Here is a 14624-nt window from a genome sequence, read left to right as displayed (position 1 = left end):
CGTCAGCGTGCAGCGATCACGGTGCCGCGACATTCGCCGAAGCCGATCGAAGCAAACCCTTCGCGGGCACAGCGGGCGCGCAGGATGATTTCGTCACCGTCCTCGAGGAACTTGCGCACTTCGCCGGAAGCCAGTTCGATCGGTTTCTTACCGCCCTCAGTGATCTCCAGCAAGCTCCCAAACTGGCCGTTTTCCGGGCCGGACAAAGTGCCCGAACCGAACAGGTCACCGGCCTGCAACTGGCAGCCGTTGACGCTGTGGTGCGCGACCATTTGCGCCACGGTCCAGTACATGTAGCGGGTGTTGCTCAGGGTCAGGCGATGGGCGGGCAGATTCTGCTCGCGCATGGCTTCGGTGCGCAGCAGCACTTCCAACTCGATATCGAAGGCGCCGCCGTCCTGATCACGCTTGTCGAGCAGATACGGCAGCGGCTGCGGATCACCTTCGGGGCGCGCAGGTTGCGCCGTGCGGAATGGCTCGAGCGCTTCGCCCGTCACCACCCACGGCGAGACGCTGGTGATGAAACTTTTCGACAGAAACGGCCCGAGCGGCTGGTATTCCCAAGCCTGGATATCCCGTGCCGACCAGTCGTTGAGCAGGCAGAACCCGGCGATGTGCTCGGCAGCGTCAGCGATGGCAATCGGCTCGCCCATCTCGTTGCCCGGGCCGATCCAGATACCCAGCTCCAGTTCGTAATCCAGACGCGCGCAGGGGCCGAATACCGGTTCGGTCTGGCCGGCCGGCAGCGTCTGGCCTTTCGGCCGGCGCACGTCGGTGCCGGAGGCTCGCACCGTGGATGCGCGGCCGTGGTAACCGATCGGCACGTGCTTGTAGTTCGGCAGCAGCGGGTTATCCGGGCGGAACAATTTGCCGACGTTCTGCGCGTGCTCAATGCCGACGTAGAAGTCGGTGTAATCGCTGATACGCGCCGGCAAGTGCATTTGGCAATCGGCAGCCAGTGGCAGCACTGTCGCACCTTGCGCTTCGATGCTGCCGCGAAGGGTGCTGCCTTCACTGAACAGTTCGATCAGCCGTGCGCGCAGGGCCACCCGCGCTTCACGGCCGAGTGCGAAGAACGCGTTTAATTGCCCGCCGTGCATGGCTTCCACGGCACTGCGTGCAACGCCGTCGAACAGACCGGCCTCAAGCGCGACTTGCAAATCGAAGATGTGCTCGCCGATAGCCACGCCTGCGCGAGGCGTCGAACTGTTCAGGCTGAACACGCCCAGCGGCAGGTTCTGCAAGGGGAAATCACTGTGACCGTTGGCCGAAGCGACCCAGCTGCGGGTAATGGAATTGTGTGTCATGAGTTATCTCCGGGTCGGGTCGAACGTAGCGGGCAGTGTCGCCCAGCAGCCGTCGTAACTGGATTGCAATTGTGGGCAGTCGAGGGCGAAACGGCTTGGGCGCAGCACCTGGCTGGTCTCGAACATGAAGGCCATGGTGTTGTCGATTTTCGTGGGTTTCAGTTCGGCATTGATCGCTTTGGTGCAGGTCTCGCCGTCCGGACCGTGGGCGCTCATGCAGCTGTGCAGCGAAGCGCCACCGGGCACGAAGCCTTCGGCTTTGGCGTCGTATTCGCCCTGGATCAGGCCCATGAATTCGTTCATCAGGTTGCGGTGGAACCAAGGCGGCCGGAAGGTGTTTTCGGCGACCATCCAGCGCGGCGGGAAGATCACGAAATCGAGGTTGGCCAGACCGTGCACGCTGGTCGGCGAGGTCAGCACGGTGAAGATCGACGGATCGGGGTGATCGAAACTCACCGTGCCGATGGTGTTGAAACGGCGCAGGTCGTATTTGTACGGCACGTTGTTGCCGTGCCAGGCGACGACATTCAGCGGTGAGTGATTGAGTTCGGTGGCCCACAACTGGCCAAGGAATTTCTGCACCAGGGTGGTCGGTTGCTGGAGGTTTTCGTACGCAGCGACCGGGGTAAGGAAATCCCGGGGATTGGCCAGACCATTGCTGCCGATCGGCCCCAGATCCGGCAAGCGCAGCGGCGCGCCATGGTTCTCGGCGAGGTAACCGCGCGCCTGCGGATCGAGCAGTTCAACGCGGAATTTCAGACCGCGCGGCAGCACGACGATTTCCAGCGGTGCCACTTCAAGCACGCCCAGTTCGGTGGCGATGCGCAGTCGGCCGAGTTGCGGCACCAGCAGCATTTCACCGTCGGCGTTGAAGAACATACGCTCCATCGAACGGTTGGCTGTGTAGTTGTAGATGCTGATGCCGGACGGTTTCTCAGCCCCGGCGTTGGCGGCCATACTGACCAGGCCATCGATGAAATCCGTCGGTTCGGTCGGCAGCTCCAGTGGATTCCAGCGCAGGCGATTAGGGGTTACTTCACCCAATGGCCCGCCCGCCAGTTGACGCTCCAATTTGACGAACGCCGGGTGATTGGCCGATGGCTGAATCCGGTACATCCAGGTGCGTCGCGCTTCGCTGCGCGGCATGGTGAACGCGGTGCCGGAGAACAATTCGGTGTAGAGGCCGTACGGGGCTTTTTGCGGAGAATTCTGGCCAACGGGCAGCGCGCCGGGCAACGCTTCAGAGCTGAATTCGTTGCCGAACCCGGACTGATACGCCAAAGCCTGAGCGGTTGAATCGAGGTTCATGGAGCCTCCTGAACAGGGAGTCGGCAATGGCCCATCGCTCTGGCTCAGAGGTCTCGGCACGCCGGGGTTGTTATTATCGTAATGCGATTACGCATAACGTAATTTGCTCGCTATCCAGCGTCAAGCTATAAAGACGCCCATTCGAACCGGAACCGCCAGCCCCATGGAAAAAACCAGCGACAGCAACGGCAAACAGAAAGTCCGCTCCGCCGAGGTCGGCACTGACATCCTCAAGGCCCTGGCCGAGTTGTCACCATCGACTTCACTGTCGCGTCTGGCCGAGCACGTACAGATGCCGGCGAGCAAGGTGCATCGCTATTTGCAGGCGTTGATTGCCTCCGGATTTGCCGAACAGAACGCTGCCACCAACCATTACGGCCTCGGCCGCGAAGCGCTGCGCGTGGGCCTGGCCGCACTCAACAGCATGGACGTGCTGAAGGTCGCTGCCCTGCCGCTGTCCGAGTTGCGCGATGAGCTCAACGAAACCTGCTTCCTCGCAGTCTGGGGCAATCAGGGCGCAACCGTGGTGCATATCGAACCGGCGGTGCGCGCGGTGACGGTAGTGACGCAGTTGGGTTCGGTGCTGCCGCTGCTCAGCTCGTCCACCGGGCTGGTGTTCAGCGCTTACCTGCCGCACCGGGAAACCGATGAATTGCGCGAGCAGGAAATCGCAGTCGCCGAGCATCCGCTCAAGGATGAAACAGCCTATGCAGCGCTGTGTGGACAGATCCGCGAACGCGGTCTGCATCACGTGCATGGTTTGTTGATGCCGGGTGTGGATGCGCTTTCTGCGCCAGTGTTCAACGCGGTCGGGCAGATCGCCGCGGTACTGACCATCGTCGGCCCGACCTCGCTGTTCCACGCCGACGAAAACGGCCCGGCGGCGCAGCGGTTGTTGGCTGCGACGCGGGCCGTGAGTTGGCGAATGGGTTATGAAGGATAGGTCCGGACTAATGAGCGCTCGAAACGGCTCAACGCACTGTGGTCTTGCTCAATGCGGTGCCAGCATCTTCCATCAGTGACTTGAAGAAGCCGATCAGCTCATCCTGGGGGTCTTCATGGCCGGTGTAATACGTAACGAGTTCGGCGACCGTCCGAGCGTCTTCAAACATGTCGAGAAACGAGCGCTGCACCCGGGTAAGTTGTTTCGCGGGTGCGCCCGCCGCCGCAGCCTTGCCTAATGTCAGCAATCCGGTCAATACATCGCGTACATGTCCCAGCGCAGCGGAATAATCCCCGCGTCGGTGCGACTGTGATGCATCGTAGATGCTCTTCATCATTTGAACGGCGACGACCACCGTACCTATCGGTGGCACCACGAGGCTGACAATGTTTGCGGCCTTCAACAGGTTGTCATAAATCAGGCTGGCGATTACTTCATTGAGACTGGTGGTGCGTTCGTCTATGTCACTGAGTACTCGGCGTACACGCTCGTCATGGAAAGTAAACAGATCAGGAAGCTTTGCGCGATTTTGCGTGCGGAGGACCGGTCTGGTATCAAGGGTGGCAACCAGGTCATCGAAATAACTTTCAACCACCTGCTTGTCAACCAGCATTATCCGCCCACTGTAATACTCTCTGAACGGACCGTATCGGAAACGAATCGAAGGAATGAACTCTGCGATCGGCCGGAAGCTGACAAGATCTGGCGCGTCGGGCGTGTAGAGCAAATCATGGAAACCGGATAGCAGTTTCAGACGGAATATATAAACGCCACCCACCGTGCGGTCCCACGTTGCTGCCAAACCCAGCTTACCAACGTTTAACTTGTAAAGTCCCTCATCACCCTCAAAGTTGTCATTAACGATCGACTGATATCCACCACTTTCCTTCAGACTATCCATGACGCGCTGCACCGCTGCAAAAGTCTCAGACGACAATCTGCCGTTAAAAAAGTCGGAAAACGCGTTGCAGTTCATTTCACAACGAATTTTTCGAGCGTGCACCGCACGTTTGAATGCGTAATCCGGGTGAGCCTTGTCCAGATACTGTTCCTTCAGCATTGCGGCATATCGGTCACCGGGGCGGAATGTTTTCGACAGCGAAGAAAGGTCGCGGATATCCAGTTTTTCAATATTGGGATGCCCATTCACCAGATAGTATTTTGGGCTGAATTTTGTTTCGTAAGCCGGATGCACCGCTTCAAAGGCGAGCCCCTCGAGCAAGACGTCGGTCACACTCTTACGATAATCTTCGGTCTGCACAAAAATATGGTCGGGATTGACCGCAACGTCAGTCCCGCGAGAACGCAGGATTTCTTCTATTTGTGCTTTAACGGCGTCATAGGTGAATTGCTCGAACGTCGGGAATCCGTTGTCCCGCGCATCCACTGTGGACAGCGCCTTGAGCTCGGTGGTCAAACCGGCGTAGCGCTTGCGGCCTTCGAAACCAATCGCCCGATAAGCTGCCGGTGCAATGGCTTTATGCAGCGCCACTTCAGCGCGGTAGGCGACATTCACGTAGTCTGCCAACGGGGCTTCAGAGTCTAGATGCAGCTCGACCGGTTGACCATCCAGCGTATAGCTATATTCCAGCTGTGAGAGAGCATTGACGCGCAAAACACCCGCACCGTTCAGGTAGTCTGGGTGGATCAACAACGCCGCGTATTCACGATTTGAGGTCAGCGCCGTCTCCAACCAGCGGTTCGCCGCGTAAATATTGGAAAACTTGTGCAGTTCGAAATCACCTGCAGGGGTTTTGATGAACATCAGCGACGGTGGGTATCCTCCGACCGAGATCATCAGGACATCTTTCAACGCAGGTCCATGTAATCTGATTTTCAATCCCTGGATAGTCACCGAGGAATCACTGGCCATGACCCGCTCGATAATTTCCGCATCGGTGGAATCCAGCCGCCCAGAGTGCCGGGCAACAAAAACCGCAAACTCCATCTGGCTGAACAGATAGTTACGATAGGCCTCCTGATAGTCGACAGAAGGTGTTGAAGCGAGGTCCTGTGCATATTCCAACCGAACGTTGCGGTGCGCCAGCCACTGCTCAAGTGCTTCGGCCGTGAACCGGCTTCCATTGGGCGCGCCGGTAATAGTGAGGGTGGCTTTGTGATCATTGTCATGCAGGCCGAACACAATAAACTCTGTCAGAGTCCGGGTATCTTCCTGCTCAATAGTGCGACCGGCAATGCGCAGAGTGTAAGAGCTATGGACGCTGATCGCCTCTGGATCCAGCTGTTCGCCGAGGACCCGCCCGGCCCATCCAGCGAAGGTACGCAAAACATAGTCTTTGAACGAAAAGCATGCATCGAACGCAGTTGAATAATCAGCCTGGTATTGATCCCTGGAGTCCTCGAGTTCGGTATATCGCTCTTGGACGTCACTGCTGGCGGCCACAAGCCAGTTTGGCCATTCGGTACGTTTCAACGCGCGCCAAAGCAGGAAGAAGCGGGTATTGATGCCATAGCGCAGGACATGCATTTGCTGGTTTTCCTGCAGCGCAGAGGTCAGCGTAGTATCCAGTTGCTCACGGCCATCGACCAATGCCGACACGCTGTCAAGCTGGCCCTTGAGATGTGCCTCTGCGCAGAACCGATGAGCGCTCTGACCGGCTTTCAGATATCGGATCTGGTCGCCGGGCACAGAGAGTCGGCCTTGCAGATGTTCGTGCAATTCGCTGTTTTTCTCAAATAGCTCAAAGCCGTTTTCCGGCGTATGCAGGAGATAGCTGGTTGACTCATTGACCAGCGGCATTTCCGCTTCCGGACGCTCGGCATTGTCAAGAACGAAGCAGGGTTGCAACGACTGGAGATAATCCGGCACAGGCCGGAGGTTGACTTCAAATGTCCCGCGGCCCATGCCGTCGAGAAGATAAGCGAATCTCTCACCCAGACTGGCGTCAAAATTATTGGCCATGACCGATAGCGAAAGCTCTGCACTCGTGACCGACGCGTAGGCCTCGATGAATGCCTGCTTGTTGGACGACGGCTCAGCGTCGGGACGAGCGGATTGCACCGAAGCCGCCCAGAACGTTCCGATGTCGCTGCGCAGCGCTGTTGGCAGTCCGGCAGACACTGCCGCAATCAGATCTTCGACAATCAGCGTATCGAGGGTTTTGACTTTGAACTGCTCGCCAAACGTATCCGGGAGAAGGAAAACTCCATCGCTGCCGTCAATGTAGAGCGGGCTGACATTGTTATCCAGGCAATAAAGAGTCACTTCCCAAAGCGTGCCCGACGGTCGATTTTCATCAGCCGGAAAAGCAGGGTCTGTATTGATGTACACCTTATCGATATCAATATTCTTGCGCAGCCGTGCCAACTCACTCTCAAGCAAATTCCGCACTGTATCTGCCACGGTCGGCATTGCATCGATGATTGCAAAAAGTCTGGATTTTGCCTGACTTGCCTTTTCCCACTCTTCAGCCCATGTAACTTGCTCTCCGAGCGAATGGCGCATCAGACTTTTAAACAATTTACTCACAACTTGTCCTTGTTTTATAACTATCCAGAGCTGCGATTGCAGCCACTGCAGATAGCCGGCAAGGTAAATTCTTTTTCCACCGACCAAAAGGCCCAACAATTTACAAAACATGCACAACGAAAGGAAACAAACTAACTTTTATTAATCTGTACAGCCCACTAAACAATTAGCCCCATTACCTTGGCTTTCGCCACAGCCTGGGTTCTACGCTCCACACCCAACTTGCCATTGATACGCCTTGCGTGAGTCTTGACGGTATGTAATGAAATAAAGAGCTTCTCGGCAACTTGCTGATTCGAAGCGCCTTGAGCAATAAGCATCAGCACTTCGCGTTCACGCCGACTCAGCCCCGGCGCAGGGTCACCCGGCTCGGAATGCAAAGGCGGAACTTGCGCCCCGGACATTTTGCCGGCACTGCCTCGGCGCAATTCCCATTCCCGCAGGGCCTGCTGTAACCGGCAGCGCTCCACCAGCATCCCGGCGCGCTGGAAAGCTTGCTGTGCCGCTGCCGTGTCACCGCTCGATTCGGCCAACTCGGCGCAGGCCAGCAGTAACTCCGTTTCCGCCGTCAGCATGCCTTTGGCATGGGCGTGACGTAATAATCGCTCAATCGTTGGCAGACAATTTTCGGATCGATTCAATTGTGCATGCGCGCAGGCGAGCAGGTATTCAATGCGGATAATCAGCTCAAACGTCGCGGGAGGCGCCTGCAGCGCAGAAGGTCCACAGTAATGCCGTAACAGCCGGCCCAGCGCCTCCTGCACCAGTTGCGGCCGGCCCTGCTGCAACCAGAACTGGCTACTGACCTGCAGCACGACGCCGCGATAAACCGTATCGGGAATCTGCCGCTGTTGCATGACCCTCTCCGCTTCGCGCAGGCGTTCGAAAGCGCAGGCATAATCGCCGCGATTACCGGCCAGTTGCGCCTGCCCCAGGTAGCCATACAAAACCCGTTTGTCAGCACTGCGCGAGCAATCCTCAAGGCCGCGGCTGAACAGCTCGGCGGCCTGCGCCTCAAGGCCCATGCACAGCGCCAGCCGTCCGCGGCGCAGGGCAATCCGGCCGAGCAGCGGCGTGGGCACCATGATGCGCTGGCGCAGTAGGTGCTCGATGTCCACCAGCAGATTCTCTGCACGCAGGGGCGCCCCGCGCTGCTCGAGCCATTGCGCGTGGTCAAGCTCAAGCAACCCTTCGAACAGCAATGAGCCGTGAGCACGCGCCAGGCACAGCGCCTCGCGGTTCAGGGCATGGGCCTGATCCAGCTCACCGCACAGTAACGCCTGCTGGGTCAGCCCCGACAGACACATCAAACGGGCCTGCCAGGCATCATCCGCCAGCGCCGCCAGCGCCTCCTGAAAGCAGGCGCGCGCCGGCTCCATCTGCCCTTGCAGATGACTGAGCCAGCCCTGTTGCGCTTGCCAACGCGCCAGCAACTGCTGTTGCAGATGCGCTGTCGGCTGCGGCATGAAGCGCGCAAGATGGGCCAGGCATTCCCCGGCCTGTTCGAATCGGCCGGCGAACAACAAAGCCCCGGTGACCAGCCCAATCAACTGCGCAGTCATCAAGGTCAGCTCCTGACTCTGTTGCTCATGCAAGCGCAACAGCAAGACGACGGTCTGGTCTTCGAACAAGTCCTCAAAGCTCAGATGCTGCAACAGGCTTACGGCGGTTTCGTATTCCTCGGCCAATAACGCTTGCTCGAACGCTGCTCGCCAATCCTGCGTCGCGGTAAACCACTGACAGGCGCGCCGGTGCCAGGAACGCGCGCACGGCCAAAGCGACGCTTGCATGATTCGCGACAGCGGGCGGAAGACCTGTAGCCAGTCAGCGGAGTCCTGCCATGGCTCGATGAAACAGCCCAGCACCTGCAGATCGTGCAGCAATTGCGCGCCTTCGCCGGGGCCGAACAAGTGCTCGCATAACGGCGCGTTGAACCGTGGCAGGTGAGCCAGAACACGCCACGCCTCGTCCTGCTCCGGCGTCAGGTGGTTGAAGAGTTCGTGCTGCAGATAGTCGAGCAACGTGTCGACCCGCTGCTGCGGCTGCGGGTTTTGCGACCAGTCGCACTTTTGCAAAATCGCCATGCGCGCGCCTGCGCACCAGCCGCCGGTACGCTCAAGGATACGAGCGGCGACACGGTCCGCCTGATCTGGCGGCAAATGGCGCAACACCGATACAACCTCATCGTGAGTCAGCGCCAGACTGGCGGGTTCGGACTCGTAGAGTTCGTCATCGAGCAACAGCCGCGGCCAGTTGCACTGCGGCCGGCGGCGAGTGCTGAGCCACCATGTGAGCGCCGGGCTGCTGACCGCCAGCAAGCGATCCAGCAGAGCATCCAGAGGCGGATTTGACTGACGACAGTAGTCATCGATAAACAGCGAAGTCGGCCTTGACCAATGCGCCAGCTCCGTCATCAGTTGCGGTATGTCGAGACCTTCGACCAGTCCGAGCGCCCGCGTCAGACGCAGGCAGAATTCCTCGGGGCTGAACGCTGCTCCTGCCAGCGGCAGCCAAATGGCCTCGCAATCTGAGCGCACCTGCAGAAGGCATTCGGTCAGCAGTGCGGTTTTGCCGCTGCCTGCGGGGGCACATAACAGCCTGACCCGCGCGCTTGATGCCAGCAACGGTTCGCTCAGGCGATTGCGAGGCTGATGATGTGAAGAAAGCCTGGGCAGAAATCCGGGTCGATCCAGGCACGCGGTCATGGCGGTCATCGGGTGAGCCTTCTTATCGTTGTGCGCTCACCCTAGCCCTCTCCCGCGCCCTTGTTGACGAGTATTCAGCACGCTGATTAATGACCATAAAAAAGGCGACCGTGTGGTCGCCTTTTGTCCAGCGGTGGCGCCCAATCGTCAGCGTACGCCTTCGGCGCGCAGGGCCGATGGCGTGTAATCGGCAGCCTTTGCTTCGAAGCCGAATTCGAAGCTGTGCTTCTCTTCGTTCTTCATGCCCAGAGCAATGTAACGGCCGGCAATGATGTCGTAGAGCGCTTCCAGCGTGTAGGCCTGAGCCTGGTGATCGTAGTAATACTGAGCGTGGCCTTCGGCGACGCGCCACAGTTGCCCGCGACCGTCGTAGTGATCGGCCAGTGCCACTTGCCAGCTGTCCTCGTCGATGTACATGTGGCGCTTGGCGTAGATGTGCCGCTCGTTCGGTTTCACCGTGCCGATCACTTCCCAGACGCGGTGCAGTTCGTAACGGGTCAGGTCCTGATTGATGTGCCCGGCCTTGACGATGTCGTCGTACTTGAGCTTCGGCGAGTCGAGTTTGTAGCTGTTGTAGGGAATGTACATTTCCTTCTTGCCGACCAGTTTCCAGTCGTAGCGATCCGGCGCGCCGGAGAACATGTCGAAGTTGTCGGAAGTGCGCAGGCCGTCAGCCGCGGTACCCGGGCCGTCATAGGCCACTTGCGGCGCGCGCCGCACCCGACGCTGACCGGCGTTGTAGATCCACGCCAGACGCGGTTCCTTCACCTGATCGAGAGTTTCGTGCACCAGCAGTACGTTACCGGCCAACCGCGCCGGGGCAGTCACCGATTGCTTGAAGAAGGTCAGCACGTTGGCGGCTTTTTCCGGGTCGATGTCCTTCATCAGTTGCGGCACGGCGATCTCTTCTTCGAAGCGGATCGGCGTGTAGCTGCCGTTGGTCTGCGGCGTGACCTGGGTGATGATCCGCCGCAGGTTGCCGCCATGATAACGGGTGATGTGGTTCCACAGCACCTCGACGCCATTCTTCGGAATCGGGAACGCGTAGTAGCGATTGCCGGTGAAATTGGCCAGGCCGTTACCGTCATTGATCGCGTTGACGTTGAGCGCGCTGCGCTTGGCCGACTCGTAGATTTCCGCCGGCGCGCCCACAGTGCGGTGGGTCGGGTAGACCGGGATTTTGTAGGTTTCCGGGTAGCGTTTGAACATCGCCACCTGGCCATCGGACAGCTTGCTCTTGTACTGCTCGACGTTGGCGGCAGTGATGGTGAACAGCGGTTTTTCGTTGGCAAACGGGTCGGCGAGGAAGCCTTTGCTGTCTACCGCGCCGGCGTTTTTCGGGATACCGCCGGTCCAGGCCGGAATCGAACCGTCAGCATTGCCGGCCTTCTCGGCACCGAGCGGGGTCAGGCTGGTGCCGAGTTTGTTCGCTTCATCCGGCGACACCGCCGCCATCACGTTGGCCGCCAGCAGACTCAAGGCCAGCACGCCACATTGCAGAATCGTTTTGCGCATTGCAGTCATCCTTCTCGGGCAGATCAGAAGTTCACGCCGAAGCTCAGGGCCACGAAGTCACGGTCTTCGAGGACGTTGTAGTCGCCACCGAAAAAGTCGGTGTAACTCAGGCTTGCGGTGTAGGTGTTGCGGTAGTCGGCATCGACGCCGAAGCTGATGGCTTTCGCACCTTCGTTGAACAGACCGTTGGGGCCGTAACCAGCAACGTCGTGCGACCACGACAGGTTGGGCTTGAGGTTGATCCCGCCGATGACGTTGGCGTAATCGAGAATCGCCCGGGCGCGATAGCCCCACGAAGTCGAGGTGACGAAGCCGTCGGTGTCGCCGCCGAACCCGTACTGGCCGTAGACCGAATCTCGGCCATAACGCAGCTCACTGCGTGACTCCAGACCACCGACATGTACCACCGCCGCTTCGCCGACCACGGTCAAGCGTTCGGCGCCCAGCACCTGATCGAAGAAGTGCGTGAGGGTGCTCTGGATCTGGGTGACTTCCTTGCGCCGGTAGCCTTTGTTGTCGGCACCCGGCGAAGTCGCAAGTGGCGATGCGGTACCGCCGGCAATCGGGTTGACCAATGCCAGGGTCAGATCGTTGGTGTTGACCTGCACCGGTGCGTTCGGCCGATAGCTGATCTCGCCGGTCCACGCGGTGCCGGTGGGCAGAGTGGTGGAGAAACTCGCGCCGTACAGGCGAATGTCTTCCGGGTATTCGAGGTAATACTGACCGCGCCCGAGCATCACACTTTGCGCCAGCCCCGCGCCGCTGCCAGGCGCAAGGCCGTTGGCAATGCCGACCAGACCTGGCAACGCCGCCAGCGTCGACAGCCCCGCCGTGGTGGTGCCGACCGTCGGCGTACGGCTGTGGTAGTTCATGAAGTAGAGGCCGTATTCGGTGTCTTCGCCGAGCCAGCGCAGCGCCGTGCCCCACTGCCCGGAATCGCGCGCATCACGATCACCGCCACGGGGAATGACAACGCCTTCGCGGGTGACCTGAATGCCTTGGCCAAACGCGGTGGTCAGCGGCACCAGCGGCGCCACCGCCGGACTGCCGACCGTGTAACCGTTGTTGCAGCCGTCCGCTGCCACGTCGACGCCAAAGAAGGTGCCGCAGTTGTCGAGAACGGTCTGGTCCCACTCCAGTTGGTAGAAACCTTCAACCGAAAGTTTGTCGGTCAGGCTCTGCGAACCAAACAGCATGTTCACCGGAATCAGGCCTTCCTTGATCTCGGCACCGGGACGGCGGAATGCCGAGACGTCGACCGGGTTGATGCTGTTGATCGAGTTGCCGATGAAGGTACTTTCGCCCCAGCTCACCACCTGCTTGCCGGCCCGCACGGTGCCCGGCAGATCGGCGATGGCGTAGTTGTGATAGACGAAGGCATCGAGGATCTGCGCGCCGGAAGACTTGGCGCCCTCCTTGCGGCCGCTGTCGCTGATCTGTTTGAACTCGCGGTCTTCGTCCTTGAGTTCGAAGTCGTACCAGTATTTGCCCCGCACGAACACGCCGGTGTCGCCGTACTTCAATTCGAGGTCGTGGATGCCCTTGAAGATCTTCGAGAAGGTTTCGCCCTTCTTGAAATTCAGGCGCCCGTCATCACCGGTGGACGATTGTCCGCTGCCGCCATTGACCGTGCCGACCAGCGAATTGTCGGCATCGCGCAGGCCCCAGCTCGCGCCGACCGAAAGTGACGAGTCGAAGGTGCCTTCGATTTCGCCGATGTTGAAGGCGACCGCGTGCGCCTGGGCGCAGCAACCCAGAGCCACCGCAGCGGCCAGCGCCTGCGGTGTGAAGATGGCGCGCATTGTTGTTTTTGTCATGCGTCTTCCCCGGTGAGTGACAGAAGGCCCCACCCTACTGCCGGGTGAAGCGGTCGATAAGCGCACCAAGGAGGTATTTGCGTTGTCGCTCGAAAGGATGAATGGCCATGTACGGCGGGGCCTGGAGTCGTTCATGGACTGGCTGGATGGCACATCATCAGTGCCATGCATGCCCACGCTACTGTTGCGCGCCCCGTAACAGTGCATGTCTGGAATCGGTATTTTTCCTACAGGCGCAAGCCCTTATCCTGAGCGCGCTTTCCCGGCACACGCTGGAAAACACGAAGCCCGCTACGCTGAAAGCGCAAGCGATTGGCTACCGATTTCGGATGAATCGATCTTCGATTTATCGCCCCGCTGTTCACTGACGTTGATTTGTAGCTCCTTGATCCAACGTCTTACCTTGGCCGCTGCGTTTGCAGCGGCCTTTTTTATGGGCGATTTCTTGTGCGATGCGCATGGGAGCGGGAATCAGGGCCCAGCAGCCCTGTGACCGGAGGGAAGGCTTAAATCGAATACTTCTGCAAATTCGCCATCATTTCCTTCAACGCTTCGATATTGTCCTTCGGGTGCGCCGCGCCTTCGAAATCACAAATCTGCTGCCAGTGCGCCGCCACATCCTCTGGCGAGAACCCTTCGCGCGGATCGAAGCCGGCACCGAGGCTGCGCTCCCAGCGCACCTTGCCCATCCAGCCGCCGCCGACCTCGAACAGGCCAGACGTTTCCTGACATTGCTCGCTGCCGAGATACACCACCAGCGGGCTGACCAGTTCCGGCTTCAGTTGCTCGAATACCTGTGGCGGGATCAGGCCCTCGGTCATGCGTGTGCCGCCGGTCGGGGCGATGGCATTGACCAGAATGTTGTTCTTGCGGCCCTCGATCGCCAGCGTTCGGGTCAGCCCGTACAGCCCGAGTTTGGCCATGCCGTAGTTGGACTGGCCGAAATTGCCGTAAATGCCCGAAGTCGATGCAGTGAAAATCACCCGGCCGTAGTTTTGTTCGCGCAGATGCGGCCAGGCAGCGCGGGTAACCTTATAGGCGCCTTCGACGTGGACGCGATAGACCAGATCCCAGTCGGCGTCGTCCATCTTGTGAAACGATTTGTCGCGCAGGATCCCGGCGTTGTTGACCACGACGTCGACGCGGCCGAAAGCATCGAGAGCGTTCTGCACCAATTTATCGCCGTCGGTGACCGAGTCATGGTTGGCTTCGGCAATGCCACCAGCCTCGCGAATTTCCGCCACCACGCGGTCGGCGGCCGAGGCATTGGCGCCCTCACCCTGCGTCGAGCCGCCGAGATCGTTGACCAGCACCTTGGCACCCTGCCCGGCGAACAGCAGCGCATGCGCACGACCGAGGCCGCCACCAGCGCCGGTGACAATCACGACTTTATCTTCGAAACGCACGGGTTCATTCATCGCAGCAACTCCAGCAGGCCAAGGGTTAATGCTCCCGAGTGTCAGGCACGACGCTTTGGCTCACAACGAACACGGCTGAGGCTGAATGGTGCGCGATAAGGTAGGGGGATGGTCGAGACTG

At 59.4% G+C, this 14624-nt stretch carries 8 protein-coding genes; 1 reads left to right on the top strand and 7 read right to left on the bottom strand.

All coding sequences use genetic code 11. From position 1 onward, the window contains the following. Positions 1-2 precede the first annotated feature (2 nt). Both fahA and hmgA read right to left on the bottom strand, forming a co-directional pair. Entirely contained in the window at positions 3-1307 is a 1305-nt protein-coding gene (gene fahA / locus ACZZZ4_RS13410; RefSeq protein WP_415763612.1) for a fumarylacetoacetase, read from the bottom strand. A gap of 3 nt (positions 1308-1310) precedes the next feature. Further along, the gene (hmgA, locus tag ACZZZ4_RS13405) at positions 1311-2615 is read right to left on the bottom strand and encodes a homogentisate 1,2-dioxygenase (protein WP_463548003.1); all 1305 of its coding nucleotides are present in this window, start codon (positions 2613-2615) and stop codon (positions 1311-1313) included. Positions 2616-2778: 163 nt separating this feature from the next. Here hmgA and ACZZZ4_RS13400 point away from each other — a divergent pair, with 163 nt between their 5' ends. Beyond that, positions 2779-3558 (top strand): IclR family transcriptional regulator, encoded by a 780-nt coding sequence (locus ACZZZ4_RS13400; RefSeq protein ID WP_039759302.1) that lies wholly within the window; start codon positions 2779-2781, stop codon positions 3556-3558. A gap of 28 nt (positions 3559-3586) precedes the next feature. On the opposite strand, the gene ACZZZ4_RS13395 is transcribed toward ACZZZ4_RS13400, so the two are convergent. From ACZZZ4_RS13395 to ACZZZ4_RS13375, 5 genes are all read right to left on the bottom strand, one after another. Beyond that, positions 3587-7048, bottom strand: a complete 3462-nt coding sequence (locus ACZZZ4_RS13395) for a dermonecrotic toxin domain-containing protein (protein ID WP_463548002.1) — start codon at positions 7046-7048, stop codon at positions 3587-3589. Positions 7049-7206: 158 nt separating this feature from the next. Continuing rightward, positions 7207-9762 (bottom strand): helix-turn-helix transcriptional regulator, encoded by a 2556-nt coding sequence (locus ACZZZ4_RS13390; protein WP_463548001.1) that lies wholly within the window; start codon positions 9760-9762, stop codon positions 7207-7209. A 138-nt stretch (positions 9763-9900) separates the two neighbouring features. After that, on the bottom strand, positions 9901-11268 hold the full coding sequence (locus ACZZZ4_RS13385) for a DUF1329 domain-containing protein (RefSeq protein WP_039759308.1): 1368 nt from the start codon (positions 11266-11268) through the stop codon (positions 9901-9903). Positions 11269-11291: 23 nt separating this feature from the next. Further along, a complete protein-coding gene (locus tag ACZZZ4_RS13380; RefSeq protein WP_129999908.1) occupies positions 11292-13085 on the bottom strand; it encodes a DUF1302 domain-containing protein in 1794 nt (597 codons plus the stop codon). A 506-nt stretch (positions 13086-13591) separates the two neighbouring features. Continuing rightward, positions 13592-14503 carry an SDR family oxidoreductase gene (locus ACZZZ4_RS13375; protein WP_463548000.1) on the bottom strand — a complete coding sequence of 304 codons (912 nt, stop codon included), beginning with the start codon at positions 14501-14503 and terminating at the stop codon, positions 13592-13594. Between the last annotated feature and the right edge of the window lie 121 nt (positions 14504-14624).

The sequence above is a fragment of the Pseudomonas sp. AC252 genome, assembly GCF_979258105.1.
Note: the sequence above shows the minus strand (reverse complement) of the source record. Positions and strands in the feature narration are given on the sequence as shown.

What these genes read in the sequence shown, in the direction of transcription:
- fahA (WP_415763612.1), bottom strand. Translation starts at nt 1,307, where the DNA reads ATGACACACAATTCCATTACCCGCAGCTGGGTCGCTTCGGCCAACGGT.
- hmgA (WP_463548003.1), bottom strand. Translation starts at nt 2,615, where the DNA reads ATGAACCTCGATTCAACCGCTCAGGCTTTGGCGTATCAGTCCGGGTTC.
- ACZZZ4_RS13400 (WP_039759302.1), top strand. Translation starts at nt 2,779, where the DNA reads ATGGAAAAAACCAGCGACAGCAACGGCAAACAGAAAGTCCGCTCCGCC.
- ACZZZ4_RS13390 (WP_463548001.1), bottom strand. Translation starts at nt 9,762, where the DNA reads ATGACCGCCATGACCGCGTGCCTGGATCGACCCGGATTTCTGCCCAGG.
- ACZZZ4_RS13385 (WP_039759308.1), bottom strand. Translation starts at nt 11,268, where the DNA reads ATGCGCAAAACGATTCTGCAATGTGGCGTGCTGGCCTTGAGTCTGCTG.
- ACZZZ4_RS13380 (WP_129999908.1), bottom strand. Translation starts at nt 13,085, where the DNA reads ATGACAAAAACAACAATGCGCGCCATCTTCACACCGCAGGCGCTGGCC.
- ACZZZ4_RS13375 (WP_463548000.1), bottom strand. Translation starts at nt 14,503, where the DNA reads ATGAATGAACCCGTGCGTTTCGAAGATAAAGTCGTGATTGTCACCGGC.